The sequence below is a fragment of the Dermabacter sp. HMSC06F07 genome, from assembly GCF_001807345.1.
In the GTDB taxonomy this organism is placed as follows: domain Bacteria; phylum Actinomycetota; class Actinomycetes; order Actinomycetales; family Dermabacteraceae; genus Dermabacter; species Dermabacter hominis.
This window is the reverse complement of record NZ_KV788583.1, coordinates 84,763-104,308: the sequence shown is the minus strand read 5'-3', so window position 1 is coordinate 104,308 and position 19,546 is coordinate 84,763. Positions and strand designations below refer to the sequence as shown.

At 62.9% G+C, this 19,546-nt stretch carries 12 protein-coding genes; 5 read left to right on the top strand and 7 right to left on the bottom strand.

Going from position 1 to position 19,546, the window contains the following annotated elements; translation table 11 throughout:
- The first annotated feature begins 87 nt into the window (after positions 1–87).
- From HMPREF3157_RS04950 to HMPREF3157_RS04930, 5 genes are read left to right on the top strand one after another with little or no spacing between them, the layout of a single operon-like run.
- Positions 88–2,103: a choice-of-anchor M domain-containing protein gene (locus HMPREF3157_RS04950; protein ID WP_070435698.1), complete on the top strand. Its 2,016-nt coding sequence runs from the start codon at positions 88–90 to the stop codon at positions 2,101–2,103.
- Positions 2,100–3,710 (top strand): anchored repeat ABC transporter, substrate-binding protein, encoded by a 1,611-nt coding sequence (locus tag HMPREF3157_RS04945; RefSeq protein ID WP_210386272.1) that lies wholly within the window; start codon positions 2,100–2,102, stop codon positions 3,708–3,710. Before HMPREF3157_RS04950 ends, HMPREF3157_RS04945 begins: the two co-directional genes overlap by 4 nt.
- 28 nt (positions 3,711–3,738) lie before the next feature.
- A complete protein-coding gene (locus HMPREF3157_RS04940; protein WP_070435697.1) occupies positions 3,739–4,875 on the top strand; it encodes a choice-of-anchor M domain-containing protein in 1,137 nt (378 codons plus the stop codon).
- A complete protein-coding gene (locus tag HMPREF3157_RS04935) occupies positions 4,872–5,684 on the top strand; it encodes an anchored repeat-type ABC transporter ATP-binding subunit (RefSeq protein WP_083288062.1) in 813 nt (270 codons plus the stop codon). The genes HMPREF3157_RS04940 and HMPREF3157_RS04935 overlap by 4 nt, the downstream gene beginning before the upstream one ends.
- Positions 5,684–6,583: an anchored repeat-type ABC transporter permease subunit gene (locus HMPREF3157_RS04930; RefSeq protein WP_070435696.1), complete on the top strand. Its 900-nt coding sequence runs from the start codon at positions 5,684–5,686 to the stop codon at positions 6,581–6,583. The genes HMPREF3157_RS04935 and HMPREF3157_RS04930 overlap by 1 nt, the downstream gene beginning before the upstream one ends.
- Before the next feature lie 100 nt (positions 6,584–6,683).
- Here the strand turns inward: HMPREF3157_RS04930 and HMPREF3157_RS04925 are convergent, their stop codons facing one another.
- The 7 genes from HMPREF3157_RS04925 to HMPREF3157_RS10250 all read right to left on the bottom strand — a co-directional run.
- Positions 6,684–8,048, bottom strand: coding sequence for a carboxylesterase family protein (locus tag HMPREF3157_RS04925; protein WP_083288061.1), 1,365 nt, complete (start codon positions 8,046–8,048; stop codon positions 6,684–6,686).
- A gap of 51 nt (positions 8,049–8,099) precedes the next feature.
- Positions 8,100–9,902 (bottom strand): ABC transporter ATP-binding protein, encoded by a 1,803-nt coding sequence (locus HMPREF3157_RS04920; RefSeq protein WP_070435695.1) that lies wholly within the window; start codon positions 9,900–9,902, stop codon positions 8,100–8,102.
- 151 nt (positions 9,903–10,053) lie between these two features.
- Positions 10,054–13,926 carry a phosphodiester glycosidase family protein gene (locus HMPREF3157_RS04915; protein WP_070435694.1) on the bottom strand — a complete coding sequence of 1,291 codons (3,873 nt, stop codon included), beginning with the start codon at positions 13,924–13,926 and terminating at the stop codon, positions 10,054–10,056.
- A 565-nt stretch (positions 13,927–14,491) separates the two neighbouring features.
- Positions 14,492–14,929 carry a hypothetical protein gene (locus tag HMPREF3157_RS04910; protein ID WP_070435693.1) on the bottom strand — a complete coding sequence of 146 codons (438 nt, stop codon included), beginning with the start codon at positions 14,927–14,929 and terminating at the stop codon, positions 14,492–14,494.
- Between the two features lie 2,144 nt (positions 14,930–17,073).
- A complete protein-coding gene (locus HMPREF3157_RS04905) occupies positions 17,074–17,670 on the bottom strand; it encodes a hypothetical protein (RefSeq protein ID WP_070435692.1) in 597 nt (198 codons plus the stop codon).
- Between the two features lie 717 nt (positions 17,671–18,387).
- Positions 18,388–18,825 carry a hypothetical protein gene (locus HMPREF3157_RS04895; RefSeq protein WP_070435690.1) on the bottom strand — a complete coding sequence of 146 codons (438 nt, stop codon included), beginning with the start codon at positions 18,823–18,825 and terminating at the stop codon, positions 18,388–18,390.
- Between the two features lie 413 nt (positions 18,826–19,238).
- Positions 19,239–19,546, bottom strand: a 308-nt coding sequence (locus HMPREF3157_RS10250) for an RHS repeat-associated core domain-containing protein (protein ID WP_141740631.1), incomplete at its 5' end; no start/stop codon positions are given.

The window sequence follows — 19,546 nt, the reverse complement described above, 5'->3', positions numbered from 1 at the left end:
GGCGGTTCCCTATGTTGTTAATGATAGCGACTCTCATTAACAACCGTTGCTCGCGGTTTTCGCCGGGCGACATAGAAAGGTGCTCCCTTGGTCCAGACAGCCACGGCGCCGGCGCGCACTCGCGCCGCGTTGCGCGCGCTCCTCGCGGCGTTCGCTTCGCTCGCCGTTATCCTCATTCCTCTCGGCTCGGCGCACGCCGCCGGGCGCCTCGTGATCGAATCCGGCCACGTCGATGCCTTCAACGTCACCGCTGAGGGCGACGCGCTCAAGCTCGACCTCAAGGAAGACGTCACGGGCTCGCACAAGACACACGCTGCCGAAGACGTCGAGCTTCACGTGAAGTCGGCGGCCCTCAAGGATCTCCCGAAGGGTGTTCCCGGCGCCCCGAAGGCCTACTGGCTGCCGATCACCCAAGACCAGAACCTCCTCTGGCCCGGCTGGGACACCTTGGGGGTCAAGGGCACGGGCTTTGATGAGTCGATTAAGCTCAAGTTCGACAAGGTCGAGGGCCCCGGCGCCATCCACCTGTTCGGTCAGGGGAGCCTGAGCGGCATTGAGCCCCTGCTCGCCGGAGGCGGCACCCAGCTCAAGGCGGGCGCTATCCGCGATCAGAAGTTCGCTGCTCACACGCACGCGCACTGGGTCTTCACGAAGCCCGGCGTGTACACGCTGACCCTCCACGCCGAGGGCCGCAAGGGCGGCAAGAAGGTCTCCTCGAACAAGGCGACCTACACCTTCACCGTGGGCGATGAGTTCAAGGGCAAGGCCGACGCCAAGGCTGAAAAGCCGGCACCGGCTCCCGCCCCCGCACCGGCACCGGCACCGGCACCGAAGGACTCGACGACACCCGAGAAGCCGTCGGACACCGCACCCACCGCGGCAGCGCCTACGCCGAAGGACTCCAGCGCGCCTGCCGCGCCCGCAAATCCCGCACCCGCGGACAAGCCGAAGCCTCGCACTTCCACGCCGAAGGCCAAGGCCCCGGAAAAGCCCGCCGCACCCGCACCGAAGGCGAAGGCTAAGGCTAAGGCTAAGGCTAAGGCTAAGGCTGCGGCCCCGGCTAAGGAGGCCAAGACACCGGCAAAGCACGCTGCTCCCGCTGCACCGGCGATGCCGGAAGCCCCCGCCAAGGAAGAGCCGAAGGCGCCCGTGTGCACCGCGACCGAAGTCGTGCGCGACGCCACGCAGGACGAGGTCAAGGCGGCGACGAGCACCTCTAAGGCCAAGGTTGGCGGCTCGTACACGATTCCCGCGAACACGCACGTGCACCCCAACTGGGTCTTCTCTAAGCCCGGTACTTACAAGCTGAAGATCCGCCAGAGCGTTAAGGGCAAGGACGGCAAGAGCTACTCCGACACCTCGACCCTCACGTTCAACGTGGGTAGCAGCTCCGGCGCAACGAGCGGCCACTTCGACTTTGGTTCACGCTTCGAGAACGGCAAGCTCATCTCGTCGATCAAGGACGACCGCAAGTCACCCGCGCAGTGGGTTGACCCCTCCTCCATCTCGTTCGGCCTCGGCAACGCCGCAAAGGCAAAGGCACCCGCGGGCATCGAGTTCATCGCCCCCGCAGGCTCGGACGTGTGGATGATCGGCTCGACTCAGGCCCCGAGCGTTCCGTGGGTCGGCGCGAACTCGATGCACCCCTCGATCATCCAGAACACGACCGGCGAAATCACTCAGACCCTCGTGTCCGCGAGCGGCCCGGGCAACGTGGGCGTGTTCACCTCGGGCAACTTCGGCCAGATCGTTGGCCAGAAGTGGTACTCCTCGACCGCCGGCTCGGGCTCGAGCGTGAGCGCCGCAAAGGACCGCAAGAGCGCGAAGATCGGCCAGATCTTCAAGGACGGCAAGGGCTACAAGATCGTCGACCTCAAGGGCAAGACCGAGGACGGCGCCGACTGTGACCTCAGCGCCGACCAGATCGTGGAGGCGGGCGGCTCCGCCGACTACGCCAAGTCCGTGACGGGCGACGCTCCCGCGGGTGGCTCCGCTTCGGATCTTCCGCGCACGGGCGCTGAGGTGACCGGCCTCGCCGGCACCGCCGCAGCGCTCATCATCGTGGGCGCTGGCACGGCAGTGGCGAGGCGCCGCTTCCAGTGACCTCCACCCCTAAACTGCGGCGGCGCTCCGTGCTCCTGGGCGCCGCCGCCTGCTCTCTCGGCGCGATCATTCTGCCTGGCCGCACCGCGCGCTCGAGCGAAGATCCTCGCCCGCGCGTCGTGGCAACGACCGGCATTCTCGCCGATCTCGCAAAGAACGTCGCGGGTCCCGATGCACTCGTCACGTCCCTCATCCCCGAGGGTGGCGACCCGCACTCGTTCGAGCCTCTCCCCCGCAACGTCCGCGACATCGCCTACGCCGATCTCGCGCTGTCGAACTACCTCATGCTCGAGGAACAGGCGCTGATCCGCACGATCGACGCGAACCTTCCCGCAGGCTCGACGCACCTCGCGCTCGCCGAGGAAGCCTCGACGCGCGGCGCCACAATCATCCCGCTCGTCGAGAACCGCTCTCTTGACACGGTGTGGCTCGGCCTTCGCGTCGCGGGCCGCGAACGTGGCGCCGGGCGCCTCACGCAAGTGCGTCTCGCCCTCGCCGAGAGCGACGGACCCGGCGCCCTGCACGGGTACGTGACCGGAACATTCGGGGAGCCCCAGCGCGTCTTTGATTCGTCCGACGGCGTCTCAGCCCGCACCGATGCCATCGACCTTCCCATGGATGCCCACACGCATATGAGCTGGGCCTTTACTAAGGCAGGCGTGTATCGCGCGCGCTTTAGGGGAACGTGGAGCGGTGGTGCGCTTGGAGCCGAATCCTCCGCCGAGGGCGACGTCTGGATCTGCGTCGGCATCTCCCCCGAGGAAGCGGCGAAAAAAGGCGCCCACGCCTCCCTTGCGAAGCGACAAGTGATTTCCGCGGGCCACGCCGACATCACGGTCGACGTTCCCTCTGGCGCGCTCGTGATGCGCATCGACGACCCCGAAGCCAACGGCGGTACGCGCGACATCGCGCTCGACGACATGGTGATCCACGTGCCCCCGAAAGCGTTACTTCCGGTCCCCGCCGATCCCGCCTTCCGATTCATCGCCCGCGGCGGAACAGACGTCTACCAACTGCCGCAGGCCGTCCTCGGCAAGCACGTGCACGGCGAGATCGACCCGCACCTGTGGCAAGACGTCACGAACGCCCAGGCCTACGTCGAGGTCATCCGCGACCACCTGTGCGGCCTCGACCCGGACCACGCGGGCGGATACCGCTCGCGGGCGGCCACATACTTGCGCGAACTCGACGACGTCGACTCCTACCTCCAGCGTTCGATCGATTCAATCCCGAAGGCCGGCCGCGAACTCGTGACGACCCACGACGCCTACGGCTACCTCGCGAACCGCTACGGGCTTCGTATCGCCGCCGTCGTCTCCCCTTCCCCGGGGCAAGAGCCTTCCATCGCGGATCGCCGCCGCCTCGCCGCGACTCTGCGCGACCTCGCCCCGAAAGCGGTCTTCCTTGAAGCCACAGCGGGACCGGTATCGACGAGCCTCGTTGATGCCGCCCGCATGGAAAAGATTCCCGTCCAGCCCATCTGGGGCGACTCCTTCACGCGCGAGGTCAATACCTACGCCGCGATGATGAGGGCCAACGCCGACTCCCTCGCGAGGGGGCTCGGTGGAAAACCCCTGGGCGATGGCGACCGGCAAGCGTCGGAATAAAACCCTCCTACCAACGAAAGATGAGCTCATGACTTCCCGTTCTTCTCGCGCCCTCACGCGGCGCCACTTTGCGGCTCTCGGCGCCGGCGCACTCGGCGCCCTGGCCTGCGCCCCCGCTGCCCTCGCGGCCCCCGCACGGCCCCTCCCGCTCGATCCGACCGACGGTGCGACCGACGGTGCCGACGACCCGGCTCTCAAGCAGAAGGTGAGCGATGACGAGAAGATCGTCGAGGGCGAGAAGGTCGTGATCGATGCGCATCACGTCGATCTCGGCCCGCGCCTCATCGACGGTGAGTGGATCTTCGCCGCGCGTGACGACACGGGGGAAACCCCCACGTGGCGCATGCTCGAGGACATCGTTTTCCAGGTCCATGACCAGGGAATTCTTCCCGTTCCGGACGATGAAGCGTACTCGTTCATCAAGGCCGAATCTGGCTCTGAGGTGTACGTCGTGCCCCAGACCGAAGTGTCGGGCGTCGTGTGGCTCGGGTGGAATACGCAGGATCCCGCAGTCGTCAAAGCATGCCCGCGCGGCGTCACGCTGCGCTTCACGCACGTGTCCGGTCCCGGCCACTTCAGCCTGTTCCTCCAGCCGGGCAACTTCGCGCCGCCGGAGCAGCTCGCCGATGGCGACACGCTCGAGCAGACCCCCGCCGACGTGTTCGTGGACATCAACACGCACACGCACGCGAACTGGGTGTTCACGAAGCCCGGCGTGTATCTCCTCGCCGTGGAAGCGGTGGCCGAGGGCGAGGACGGCACGAAGTACTCCGCTGGCGGCACCCTGCGTTTCGCGGTCGGCGATGCGACCGCGCCGGATGAAGCGATGCAGGCGACGCCCGCGTGGGGCAACGACGGTGCACCGGCCGCGGGAAGTGCGAGCGATGGCGGGTCCGACGCCTCCTCGGCTCCCGGCGCCGCGAAGGATGACGCGAAGGCTAAGCCCTCGAAGGGCGCTGCCGATGACGGCGCGAGCGAAAAGACGAGCTCGAACTCTCTTCCGTGGATCGTGGGCGGCGGCGCCGCCGTGGTTGCTGCCGCGGGCGGCGGAGCCTACGCGCTCAACAAGAAGAAGAATGAGCGCGCGCGAGCCGAAGCCGAAAGCGAAGCCGCAGGCACCGGATCCTCGGCCGCGAACCAGCCGGGCGAAGGTGGCAGGAAGTGACCTCCGCTCTCAGCGCACACCCGCGTGAGGCGGCTGGCGCGACCGCGGCGGGCCACACCGACGCCGCGCTTCCGCTCTCGTGCTCGCAGCTACGCGTGAATCTCGGTGGGCGCACGGTCCTTGATGACATCAGCCTCGATATCGAGGCTGGAAGCGTCACGGTGCTGCTCGGGCCGAATGGCGCCGGTAAAACCACCCTCGTGAAGAGCCTTCTCGGGGTGCTCCCCCTCGCTTCGGGATCCGTCGAGGCGCGTGGGGAACGTGCGTACGTTCCGCAGCGCAGCGAAATGGAGTGGGATTTCCCCGCGACCGCGCACGACGTGGTCATGCTCGGGCTTATTCGCAAGCTCAGCCGCTGGCGCTCCCCCGGCAAGGAGCACTACAAGGCCGTCGCGCACGCCCTTTCAAAGGTCCGCATGGACGCCATGAAGGATCGCCCGATCGGTGAGATGTCGGGCGGTCAGCGCCAACGCGTCATGATCGCTCGCGCACTTGTGCTCGAGCCCTCTGTTCTTTTGCTCGACGAGCCGTTCACGGGGCTCGATATGCCCTCGCAGGAACTCCTGAGTGACCTGTTCGTGTCGCTCGCGCGCGAGGGCTGCGCCGTGGTCATGTCGACGCACGACCTCACGCATGCGCTGCACGTCGCCGATCGCGTGGTGCTGCTCAATCGCCGAGTGATCGCGGATGCCCCGCCACGCGAACTGCGCGACCCCGAGCCGTGGCGGGAGACCTTCCGCGTTTCCGAGCACTCACCTCTTCTTACGCACGTCGCCTCCGCGGTCGACGCCGAATCGAAAGACCATTGATGCTGACTCCTCTCGACTTCCTCACCGACCTCACGAACCCGCAGCTGACGTTCCTGCCGAAAGCTCTCGTCGTGTCGATGCTCGCGGCGCTCGTGTGCGCCGTTGTGGGCACGCACGTGGTGCTGCGCGGCATGACGTTCATTGGCGACGCTGTCGCGCACGCGGTGTTCCCCGGAATTGCGGTGGCATTCGTGCTTCAGGGCTCGTTCCTCGTGGGCGGAATCGTCGCGGGCGTCATCACGGCGATCCTCATCGCCGTTTTCGGTAACCATCACCGGTTGCGAAGCGACGCCGTGATCGGCGTGTTCTTCGTCGCGGCGTTTGCACTCGGCATCGTGGTCATGAGCCGCGCCCCCGGCTACGGCGGTTCACTTTCGAGCTTCTTGTTCGGGGCCATCACGGGCATCGAGGATTCGGCGCTCATCACCTCAGCGGTGTTCACGGCGATCGTGCTCGCCCTCCTCGTCATCCTGCATCGAGACCTCGTTGTCGTCGGGATGGACCGCGGCTACGCTGCGGCACTCGGCCTGCCCGTGATGCTCCTCGATATCGCCCTCTCGGTGCTCGTGACTCTCGCGGTTGTCATGAGCATCCACACGATCGGCAACATCCTCGTCCTCGCCCTACTCGTCACGCCGGCAGCTTCGGCGCGGATGCTCACCGATCGGATCGTGCCGATGATGGCGTGCGCTGCGGGCATCGGCATGGGCAGCGCCCTGCTCGGCGTGTACTTCTCGTGGGCGCTCGATCTCCCGACGGGTGGCACGATCGTGCTCGTCGCGACGGCGATCTTCGTGCTGTCGTGGGCGCTGAGCCCCCGCCACGGGGTGCTGCGCAACAAGCGCCGGGGCGAACTCGATAACGGCGCCGAGGGAACGGAGCTCGAGGCGACCGTCTAGGAAACTAACCCCAACGTTTGCGGCGCAACTCGAAGCCATTACGCCACAAACGTAGGGTTTAGGTTCCTAGGTTGGTGAGGAGGGGAGCCGCAGGCCCCGCCTATGCTGCGAAGCCTCGGATCACACGCGGCTCCTTCGTGAGGGGGTGGTCGCTCGCACCGCTCGCAAACTCCGCAAAATACCGGCGAAGTTCGGCACCGGCGCGATCGACCTCGTCCCACGTCGCCCCCTCGAACGGGAGCGCACTACGCCACGAGTCCTCGCGAGAAAACAGCAGCGCGATGTCCATGACGTGCGGGGAGCCAAACGGGTTGCCGGGCACGCTCCACGGAACCACGGCGCGGTGCGACATGCCGCCTGCAGCCGCCCACTCGTGCGCAAGAAAGTCGATGCCTTTCGTAAACACCGCTCTGCTCGACGAATCCACGAACATCCAGTACGCCCTCTCCCCCACGCGCGGAAGCCCCCGCAAGAATCGCGCGAAGGGCATCGAATGCGCGAAGAAGCTGCTTTCGGTTCCCACCGAACTGATGAGGAGGGGCACCTTGGGCGCGATCGCGTGCCACGCCGCGAGCACGTCCTCCTCCGGCGGAAGTGGGTCGTGGCCGTATTGGACGCCGAACGGCATCGACCCCGCGTAGCCGAAGGGCGCCGCTGCCGTTTCAATCGCTTTTTGGGCCTCGAGCAGATCCTCGATGGGCGACTCGCGCTTCACGCGCTTCTCAAGAATCCTCGCGCTGAGCGCGTTCATGCGGCTGCGCCCCTCGCGGATCCCGAGCGGTGGACTGAGTGCAATCGCGCGGTCGAACAGCAGCTCCTCGTCGCGGCCTTCGAAGATCGCGTGCCCCATGGCGGCGGCGTGGTGCAGGATGGCGTCGGCCCCCGCCGACTCCCCGAGTGCCGTCACTCGCGCAGCGTCCCCGCCAAACGACGAAATGTTGCGGCGTACCCACCGAAATGCCTCCGCCTGGTCGAGCAGGCCGAGGTTCGCGGGGCCGAGTGAGGAGCCGAGGAAGCCAAGCACCCCGAGGCGATATGAAACGGTCACGACGACCACACGGCGCTCCGCCACCCACCGTGCGGGATCGGTGAACGACGAATCGCCCGCACCCACGACATACGAACCTCCGTGGATCCACACGATCACGGGAAGCTTCTCACGCTCGCGAATATCACCGGGGACGGTAATCGAGAGGTTGTGGCAGTCCTCGCTCGCCGGCAGGTCGCGAAGCTCCGGGCCGAAAAGCGGCGGCTCCTCCACGGTGTTCTGCGGCGCCGACGAGCTCCACTCGCGCGCCTCGAATTCCCCCAGGTCCAGCATGGGCACCGGCTTCTCAAAGCGACCCGCACGCGCGTACGGAATCCCCGTCGCGCGGATCACCTCGCCGTCGCGCCACCCGGTGATGCGCCCGGCCGGCGCGTCAACCACAATGCTCTGCTCTCGTGAAAAACGCTCGGAAGTCACGACACCATCGTACGAACGCCCCTCGGCTTCCTCGAGACTAACCTGGGGAACTCAGCCGGTGATCCCGAACCTCTCGAGCAGCTTCTTCGCTTCCGAACCTCCCGCGTTCTGCAGGGCGAGCAGCTCGGCGTAGATGCCACCCGAAGCCGCGAGCTCGGCGGGCGTGCCGATCTCGTCGATGCGACCATCGCGCAGCGTGATGATCCGGTCAACACCCGCGATCGTCGAGAGGCGGTGCGCGATGATGATCGACGTGCGGTTCTCCATGAGCGCATCGAGGCCCGCCTGGACCTGCCGCTCGGCTTTCGTATCGAGCGCGGAGGTCGCCTCGTCGAGCACGAGGATCGGGGCGTCCTTGAGCATCGCGCGCGCAACCGCGATGCGCTGGCGCTGCCCGCCCGAAAGTTTGAGGCCGCGCTCCCCAATCAGGGTGTCGTAGCCGTCGTTGAACCGCTCGATGAACTGGTTCGCGTTCGCGCGCCGAGCGGCTTCGCGCACCTCTTCGTCTGTTGCGTCAGGTCGACCGTAGGCGATGTTTTCGCGGATCGTGCCGCTGAACAGCGCCGCGTCCTGGAACACCACGCCCACGCGTGAGCGCACCACGTCGATCGGAAGCTCGTTGACGTTGTGGCCGCGAAGGCGCACCTCTCCGGTGCGCGTGCGGTACAGGCCGAGGATCAGGTTCACGATCGTGGATTTACCGCCGCCGGACTCGCCGACGAGCGCGACCTTCTCCCCCGAGTCCACGTGGAAGCTCATGTCGTGCAGGACGTCGTGGTTTTCTTCGTAGGCGAAGTTCACGTGGTCGAAAACGATGCGCGGGGCACCCTCCACCGCCTCCGGGAACGATCGTCCGTCGGCAAGCGTCGGCCATACCTCGACCTTCGTGTCCATGACCGCGAAATAGTCTTTCGACCCGGCAACCGCGCGCTGCGACGTGTCCACGACCCAGCTCATGTTCTCGATCGGGTTGCGCACGAGGTTCATGAGCTGGATGAGGATGACCATGTCACCGACCGAGAAATCGCCCTGAACCGTGCGGATGAAGATGATGAGGTACAGCACCGCGAACGCGAGATTAAGGGCCGCGAGACGGTAGACATCCATCTTGTGCCAGTGGACCGACTGCTCCTTTGTGATCGCGTCGGTGCTGTTGAAGCGCTTCGTGAACGAGGCAAGTTCGCTCTTTTCTCGCACGAAGCTCTTGACGACGCGGATCTGGCCCACGACCTCCGCAAAGCGGCCCGAGGCAATGTCGATCTGCTCGTTCTTCTCGCCTTCGAGTCGCTGCCACTTGACGCTCGTGAGGGAGGTCAGCCACAGGTACAGCGGGAACATGATGAACAGGATGAGGGCGAGCGGCCACCAGTACCACGCGCTGATCGCGAGCACGGCGATCGCGGTGATGATCATCGAGATGAAGGCGTTTGAGGCGATCTTCGCGAACGTTCCAATTTCCGCGATCGAGCGGTTCAGGCGCGAAACAATCGTTCCCGTGAGTTCTTCGTCGTACCAGCGCTGCGGGAGGTTGAGCAGCTTGTCGTAGTAGCGAACGGAGAGCATCGCACGGAGGCGGTTGCCCATGACGTCACCGAAGTACCCGCCGATGTTCTGAATGAGAGCACTCGCCATGAACGCGACGAAAATCCACACGGCCGTCATGATGATGTCGTGCAGGGCTTCGTCGCGAGTGAGCGTCCCCGCCACGGCGGCGGTCGCGGTGTCGGTTGCCGAGCCGATGAGGAACGGAATGATGAGGGTCATCGCGGTCGTCAGGAGCGCCGACACGACGATCACAAGATAGAGCGGCCACAGCTCGCTCGTAAACCGGAAAATTCTCGAGAGTGCCTTCACCCTTCCAGGGTAGGCGAGGTCCGACGGTTGCCGAGCGCACGTCGTTTCCGCAGTGTGAGGAACTGCTCCCACTTTCAATAATGGAGTGGGGCGCCGGCTCGCGATAACTGCGACGCCGGCGCCCCTGAACTCTCGATCGGGAGCTCTTTGGTTACTTCATGCCCGCCTTACGCGAGCGTGCAAGAAGCACGCTGCCAAGGCCGAGGAACATGAGGCTTGCGATCGCTCCGCCGAGCTCGACGCCCGTGCGTGGGAGGGGCGCATGGCCGCTCGCCGCTGGAGCGGTAGCTCGCGCGGTGCGTGATGCCGTACCGGAATCGGCGCTTCCCATCCGGGGATCCTCCTTCGCGGGTGGCTCCGCCTGGCCGGCTGGCCCTTCAGCGGCACCGTCCTCATCGGTACCCGCCACTTCATCGGGGCCCTCGGCTCCTGCCGCCGGGTCCTCATCGGTACCCGCCGCTTCATCGGAGTCCTCGGCTCCTCCCGCCGGATCTGCCTCGCTGGGGGCGGGCTCGGCCGGGGCCACGCCGGAGTCCGACGGTTCCTCCTCAGGGGCCGGCTTCGCCGGGGCACTCGCACCCTCGACCGTGATGCACTGAGAGTGGCTACGCCCGTTGACCGTCACGACGAGTTCGGCTTCGCCGGGGCGGATGGCGGTGACCTCACCGGTCAGGGGGTTCACGCGGATCACGGCGCTGTCGTCGGCAACCTCGGCCGCCTCGGAACCGTCGTCCACGAGAACTCCCCTACCCGAGTACTGAGCGGTGACGGGCCACGCGACGGGAACCGTGCGGCCATCCTGCGTGAACACGGCGCTGAAGTCGGCACTCTCACCCTCGGCGAGGACCTTGGGGAGCGTGAGCGTGAGGTCATCGACCCACGGCTTGGTTTCGGCCGCGAGCCACGCGACGCGATCCGCCGTCGTCGGATTCCTACCGACCTTGCCTGCGCCCGGGTTGATGCCAAGCATCGTCCACCCGGTGAAACCGCCCGTCTCCGGCGTGCCGTCCGGGTTCTTGCCCGAGTTGCCGTTGATCAGGTAGGTGACGCCTTCGACGGCCGAACCGTTGAACACTCCCACGTGCCCGTTGACGACGGCTGCCGACTTACCCGAGCGCTCGCGGAACTCACCGAGCACGCGCTCGAGTTCGCGGGCCTCGCGCTGGTCAGAGAGCCGGCTCGTTTTCGCGGGGAGCGGGTCGCTCGGCGGGTGGTGGAAGAACACGACGATGCCGGTGAGGGCGTCAGAGTTCTCGACCTCGTCGAGGGCCTTTTCGAGCTGCGCAATCTGATCGATGCCGCCGGAGCGGAGGCTACCGCCAGCGGTGTTGAGCGTGAGGATCTTCGTGCGGCCGAGCGTGCGCTCGTTCGTCACGGAGCCGAAAGCTTTCTCGAAGTTCTCGATTTTTCCGCCCATGACTTCGTGGTTGCCGGGAACGTAGAGGTAGGGAATCTCTGTTCCCCACTCTTCGTCGAGGATCGTCTTCGCGAGCGCGAAATCCTCGGGGCTTGCTTCGTCAACGAAGTCGCCGTTGATCACGAGCAGGTCGGGCTTTTCGGCCTTGATCTCGCGAAGCGTGCGGCGCGCGCCCTGAACGAGGGGCGAGTTGGGGTCGCGGGCAACGAACTGGGCATCGCTCATGACCGCGATGCGCTGCGGGCGATCATTGACCGTGCCCATCGCGAGCAGTGCCGGGTCGTGAATTGCAGCCTCGCTGTTCGCCTCCGTCGAGGCCGGGCTTGTGGTGAGCGCGCGCAGCCCGGAAATCGTGACGTCTCCCTTGTACTGGGCGTCCGAGCGGGTCTCCATGAGGCGAATCGCCTCGACGGTCAACGGCTGGGCGACGCCCTCGGGAACTTTAAAGACCACCTGCGACCAGCCATTGACGGTGACGTTCTCGCCATTGATGTTCGTGCGGGTGCCCTTGGCGTCAACGACCTGGAGGCGCGGCCACACGCCCGTCGCATCGCCCTTCATATCCGCGGTGAACGCGAGCGCGTTGCCCTCGACCTTCACGGGCTCGTTCGCGATCAGGTAGTAGCCGCGGGTCGCGGTCGACTGGGTGAAGTCGTACTGCAGGCGAACGGCAGGACTCTTACCGTCTTCACCCTTCGCGGGTTCAAGGAAGCCGGTCGCACGCGCATTGCCGTCCTTGAAGGCGCCGAGATCGGAAAAGTCGAAGACCTGCTCTTCCTTGGTTCCGTAGCTCACGGGGATCGTCGTCTCGACATCTCCCACGCTGAACGTCACGGTGCCGGCTTCGGCATCGCCGGTTCCGGCGACTGTCCACGTGCCGAGTCCGTCATCGGTCACGGTGAAGCCCTTGCTCGCCTCGACCTTGACGTCCTGGGTTTCGATGCGAGCGCGGCGACCGTCGGAATCTACACCCGTGAGCGTGACGCTGCGAACCGACTCGGGATCGGGCAGGCTCAGGGTACGGGCGCTCGGGCGGATCGAGAGCATGTCGCCGAGGACTCGCACGTTGAGTGAATCCTGGTGGGCCCCGGTCGTGTACGTGACGGTTGCGGCGCCCGGCTTGACGCCCTCGACGACGGCGGTAGTCGAATCGACCGTGTCGACCGTGGCGTTGCCCTCGGCGGCGTAGGTGCCGTCGGCCGCGAGCGGCGCAAGATTTTTCCCGAGGGCCGTGCCGTTGAGCGTGCGGTGAAGGCCGGGGAACACGCTCTTCTCGTTCTCGAGGGAGGTCGAGAGCTTGGCGTCAGAGATAACGTCCTTCGGCGCGCTCGAGTAGAACACGAGCGCATCGGCGACGCTGCGCACCTCGCCATCCGAAGGCGTGTTCCACACGGTCGGGCCGTCCGAGCCGGCCTCACGTGCGATCATCGCGGAGGAGCCACCGCCGTCGAGGTTCACGGCATTGTAGGCGCCGAGATCCTTGAAGAGCTGGCCGAGTTCGGGGAGGGTCATACCGCGTGAGTCGGCGCTGCGGCCATCGAGCACGACCGCAAACACCTTCGAGCCGTCCTTGCTGACGCCGATCGCGGTTCGCGGATGCGCGGTCTTGACGAGGGAGTCGTCATTCATCGCCATGACCTCGCCATTTTTGAGGATTTGGTCGCTGCCCTGCACACCCAGGTCGACCTTCTGATCGGGGCCGATAGCAACGTCAACCTTGTCGCCGACCTTGAGGGCCGCGACCTTGTCGGCACCTGCCTCGCGGCCGAGGAGGAGCTGGGCACCCTCGGGGATCTCCTGCGGGCCCACGCCCTTCTCGACGCTCCCGCTCACCTTCACGACCTCGCCATCCTGGATGAGCGCGAACGCAGCGTGAGTGCTCACCTTGTCGGGGCCGCCGATGGGACGATCGAGCGTGGAGGAGCCCCAGCGCGCGTTGTACACGCCGATCTTGCCCTCAGGGATGCTCGGGTCGTTGAGGGTAGCAAGCTCAAACGACGAACCGTCGGCAAGCGTGGCCTTGCCGGACGTCGTGAGGGCCTGCACCACGGCCCTGCCGCCCGCGATCGTGAACGCCGGGCGCTTGCTATCCGAAGCAACGACGGGCTTCCCGTTCGAGACCGAGCTGTAGACCGGCGCATCGCTGAAATTGATGTCGAAGAATGCCGAGTTGATCGCGGCGACAGCCTGGCTGCCGCGATCACCGGATGTCATGAGCTCACCGAGCGGGGCGCGGCTCGCGACCGTTCCGGAGTTGACGATGTCCATCGAGAGGGTCTGCTCGGTGAGATCGGCCGTCAGAACACTGCCCTCGTTCCAGCCCGCGCTCTCGAGCCGCGAGAAGGTCGTGAGGTCGAGGCCGGGTGCGACGCGGCGCGTTTGCGAATCCGCAAACACGCCGCCCTTTGCAACGTCGTCTTCGCTTGGCGCGGCCTGGGCCGTGGCCGGCGCGAGAACGGAGGGGGAATCGGCGGGGAGGGCAACGCTACCGGGAACGGCGATGGCAAGGGCCGCGGCAACGGCGAGGGCGCGAAGGCCGCCGCGCGTGCGGCGCGGGCGCGAAGCGCCGGCGGGGGCAACCTCGCCCGAGGCGGGGATACGGGGCATGATTTCTATCCTGAACTCGACAAACAGTGTCGACCTCAGGCTAGAAATCCAGTCCTAACGGGGCCTTGCCCGTCGGTGAATTTCAGGCTGCGCTAGCGGCAACACAGGAGTTTACGGATCGTTCACCGCGGCTGCGCGAGCGCAGAACGAGGGCCGCGGCGACGAGCCCTGTGCTTCGCGGTCGGGAGAGCGTTGAGACGCGTATGCGGCGCGGGCGCGCTCGTGCTCAGCTCCGCTCCCAGGGGATCAGCATCGCCATCACGAAAGCAACGTCGGCAGACCGTAGGCGAGCGGAACAACCTCGCCGTGGCGTTAGGCGACCTCCACGGCTAACCCACACCCGGCAGGGGCGACCAACTAAGCACGCGCCCAGCGAGCATCGAAGGCAAGGATGGCGAGCAAGCCGCGGCACAATGAATCGTCACCACGGGCTGGTCAAACACTCGCACTGGGCCCGTCAGAATCGAAACCAAGGAATCATGAGGTCTCGTCTTAGAGACCCCAACATTTAGATAAGCAGCACTGCGACCATTTCGATGATGCCGCTAATCACACTGAAGGGAGCTCACTTACGCTCTTCTAGATCCAATCTGAGGAGCGGCTCCAGCGAATACCCCTCGAGATACAGGACTCGTTTCGAATCGACGTGGCTCCAAAATAGCGCAGAGTACACTAGAGGGTATTTAGCCTTATCGTCGGCATAACGCCGCGCAATTTCGCTACCTTCGCGCCCCGTAAACCATTTTCCGATCCGCCCTCTGTGCGCTTCCGCTTCAGAGGATGACCAGTAACCCTCGGGATTGACGTATAGAGCAGCACCTTCGCGCATATTTTTGAGGATGCATTTCCGGCTCAAGTCATCGGCCTTCAGGTAATACAGATGACCATCCAAGCCCTTTAAGAGCGTGCCGAGATTATCCTCACAAATTTCCAAGAAATCCATCGTCGAATACTTGGCGAGTCCCGCTTCAGTTCGGGCACCATTTGGCAATTTTCGCGACACAGCCACCTCCTTCAACGGCTAATATATCCGGTAACAGGTTCATATTTCCCTATCTTTCCTGTTTCCACCATAAACTGCGTCGTTTATTTTCCGGTTCCATAGCACATATCTACACACTTCCCCGGCGCGTCTATAGCTTCGTTCTTGGTGGTTTGCCGCCTTCTTGAATGCGCGCCGCCTCTTGTGCCGTCGCGTTAGATTCCGCCCCGATCTATGGTTGTGCTTGTCCACAGATCTGCCTTTTGCGCTGGGACTGTTGGGCTTGCGTGAACCTGCTGCGCCTCTCTTAGTCGACATACCTGAACTACGCTGTCCCGACCCGGCTGCAGATGCGCGCCCACCCATTGCTATCGTACTTCGAGTACCTCCCGGTGCTTCCTCGCGGCACATTACCGTGCTTGTAGAGCCGCAGCGGCCTGTGAGGTCGAATATTGAAATAGGGTCGGTCGGGTAGTTGTATGCCGTGGCGTTGCCGCCTGGTACTGGGTCTGTGGCGGCGAAGTTTCCTGTCGCCTGGTTGTAGAGGCGCACGCCCATGAGGGTGAGACCCACGGTCGCATCACGCATCGCGCGTCCTTTCGCACCAAGCCACCCACACCCAACCGGACCCGCAACGGTACTCGCCTGGACGGAATCCGCGGGCTCGCCGTACTCCTTGTACCCAACCCAACCAGCGATCGTCTCCGCAGGAGTATCCGTGACGAAAGCTCGGCATCACCATCAAAAAGCAACGTCGGCAGTCCGTGGAGTACGAGAGCAGACCAACCTCACCGGAGCGCTAAGCGACCTACGCAGCTAGCTCCCGCACCGATATGACCGACCACCCAATCACGCGCCCAGCAAAAATCGAAGGCAAGGATTTCACAGATATCCGCGACAGCGCGAGAGATGATACTTGGCGGCGTCGGCGGTCAAGACCGGGCACGTAGAAAAATGCAACCGCAACGCGTTTGTGGGAATGCGCGCCGGACTTCTTAGCCAACACTCGCTGGCACGACGGAAACGCTAGAAACTACACGCGCTCCCAGTGGTTCGCGAGTACTGACTACAACGGCAGCACGACGACAGTCGTCCTGAACGATATCCTTGCAGTTGCAAATGTGTCCGATGTTTGATTAAGAAGGCTTAGCGACAGTCGGACCGGTGCTAACTTAAGCAGTATATAACCCTTCGATTTAGTAAAACAGCTAGACCGTCGCAATTATCGAGCTTTGGGGTCCCGCGGAGGCTGTGACTCAGTTTGAAAGCGATCGCTTCCTCGCACCCCGCTCACTATAAGGCAGCCAATAACTATTGGCGGCACAATCCATACGGATTGTTGATCTATGAAACGAGGTAGGGGTAGCAACGCGACAAGGTGCCAGCCAGAGAGTACTAACAGAGCTGCGAGGTTCCAATGCCAAGACCGTGTGGCAAGGAAAGCCCTGTAAAGCATCTGCCACAAACCCCTCTCACCCATGATCTATCCGTCCCGTCAAGGCTGGCGCCCCTTCCTGGTTGTATACGCACTTGATCGCAACCGGATCAATATACCTATCATATGTTACGCGAAATTGTTCATATTCATAAGCGTAGTAATGTCATTCTCTGCGCCCAGCTTTGTTGCAGCTTGCGTAGATCGTCTTTTTCCACCGCAAACGGCGCTGCACCTTGATTGTAGTCACGTGATAAACGAACCCACGAGCCCAATTGATCGTATCTTCAATCTATCGCGCATATTTGCTTAGAGGCACCGTTTTGTATGGCGGATGCGTCCAGAAAGTGGTGGTGATTTCCTTCCCATATGCATACTTTTTGCTGACCGCTCGCCTGTTGCAGGCTGCGGCCCCCTTAGGTACAGCGAGGCATACTCATCTGAGTTTTCACACCACTTTCCACCAACCCAACCCAGGGAGGAGGGTGGCCGAAGCTCAGATACTTGATTTATGGTTCGCTGGTTCTCTCCGTACTCTGCGTAGCTCCTCCAGTCTTCAATCGCTGACGCCAGTTGTCCGCTCTCTGTTGGCAGTTCTACAAGTGCGACTACACCACTATTGTAGTTCGTGATTAGAGGACGGTAGGTCCATGAAACGTGTCTTTAGCCGAAGCCCGTCCATCGATTCTCGAAATATCTCGGGCCCCACATTAGATTGACCATTTGGCCGCTAGAGCTCCACCCATGCCGGATTGTCACTACCGTCGGCGTAATGCTGCGTCGTGGTCATGGTTCCGGTAGGAGTAGTGGTGGTTTGAGTAAGCCGACGGGCAGACACGTCGAGCGCGAACGTCGTGGTGGTGTCACCTTGGGTGATCTCTTGCGGCAGGTCAATATCGAAATACGCGAGGCTAATGTTCCCCTTGCCTGGGTCCGGGGCGTCTGCTGCCGGGACCGTGGTCTGGCGCCCAAACACGTCATACACATACCCGTCCGTCGGACGATCAGCAGAGTCATAGGTAAGTGTTAGCGTCTTCCCCGTCGTGGCAGTCCCGGTCAGAGTGTCGTCCCCGTGGATTGTTTCACTCAGCCCAGCACGAGCGCCCTTCGCAGTGAACGTGTACTCACGCACCACATACGGCGAAACCGTTGCCTCGCCCACCGGCGGACCAGTCAAGTTCTCAACCTTCGCGAGATTGCCTGCCTTGTCGTAGGTGTAACGGTGATCGAAATCAAGCGGGTTCGCATCAAGCACCTCCGTCACATCCACATCCGGCGTAAGTCCCGCCGTCGTCGCTATCGCAGACGCAAACAACGATAGATCCATGACCCCGCTCGCTACAGGAGCTCCGAAACTTTCAACAGCACCCACCCAACAACTCCAAAGAAAACTGTCCCATATAAAAGCTTTCTGTCAAGAGAAATCTTGTCGCTATCTCGGTCGACCCAATGCGCTTTACAATGTACGAATTTGGCGAACAACCCAAGCTCCTTGGGGGCATTGAACATGTCGACAACAGTCTCAGCAACAAATAGTGCGAGCGAGATACAAACCGTGACGAGCGTCAAGAATTCAACACATTCACCCAATTTAGCGGGTCATTCTCCACAGCGAGAACGACTGGAGTCTAACAATACCCGCAGTCTTAAATGCCCCCGGTGCGCATACTCTCTGCGGTATCTGCTTCCTACTCTTCCCAAGCGGGCTCTCGCTGCAGTACCGAAACTACAAGTCCCTCGTGCGCGGCCGGTCCTAGGCCGACATGAGCGGCTCAGACAGTGGCGCGCGGTAATTCTCGACCGCACCTTTCCTACTAACGATTTGCCCCCTCCGCTTCTAACTTAGCGACTCCCAACCAACGCACTCGCACTAAATGTCTACCAAAAAGAACATTTCTTACCGCACACGCCACTACGAAATGTCCACCTTTTTCAACGCTTCCGCTAATCTGCAAAATGCAGTTCGCTTTAAGGCAGACTCGCCGCCCTACCTGCATGAAAGGCTACAACACCCGTGTAACAACTTTTGATATTAACAGAAAGACTAGAGGCGCACAATAGAGGTGGGAAATAATGCATCTACTTCCGGAATCTCCACATATCTGCCATCCAAGAAATCCAGAATAAGAAAGTTGTACGATGGAAAGAACCAGCGCTTGCGCCGACCAACGAGGTACTCGCCTTTGGTGCACATTTCTGCAATCGCGAGAATATCTTCCACTGCCTCAATAAACATCTCCTCGCTCCAAGGCGACGGCACCGGATAAACAAGACCAAACTCAAGAAACGAGAGCCGGAAAAGGTTTTCGTTGTACCTCACCGAGAATTGCGGTCCATATTCGTTGTCCACGTTCCAGACAACGAACTCGCCGTTTACTGACGCATTAACTCCGAGCGACGAACTTAAGCGCTTCGTAGCAGGCTCAATAATTGAGCGCACCAGGTCCGACAATCCACTTAGCCCTTCTTTCGAAAATTCCACTTCTCCACTTCCTTGCCTGTACGATGGTTTCGCCAACCGCCCCATTTGCGCTCAAAGTGGAAAGAGCCACGGTTGCGCAATTTCTTCTTTGCGGAGGTTGAAAGACGCTTGTAGTGCTTTAACGACGGTCCACCCGATATACGCCACGGCGCACCCTTGGAGGTGCGACCAACTCGCAACAGATTATTCCCATTCCGCACAAACTTTGTGAAAGGGAAAAAGCCAAAAGCCCCGCCTCCTACTACGGAACTAGCCAATCCCCATTTTGAAAATGACTTTTGTCCATAGTGCTTCGACAGATATCCAGCTCCGGCAGCCACTCCTCCGACGATAGCGCCACATACAACACTAACTCCGCATGCAAACATACCCCCGATCGCGAGTACGGTTGCGCCACCCCCTACTACTTTCCTTCAATTGCGCTTCCACCAGACTTTTTTGCCGTCGAGGTCGTGCTGGTTGATGGGGTCTGTGGGATAGTTGTATGCCGTGGAGTTTCCGCCGGGGACGGGGTCTGGCGAGGTGAAGTTTCCTGTCGCTTGGTTATACAAGCGTACGCCCATTGGGGTGAGACCGGCGGTGGCGTCGGTTGTTGAGCGTTCTTTCGCCCCTAGCCACCCATACCCAATCGGGCCCCCAACCGTGCCTGCTTGCGTGGGGTCAATGGCCTCGCCGTATTCCTTGTACCCAGCCCAACCAGCGATCGTCTCCGCAGGAGTAT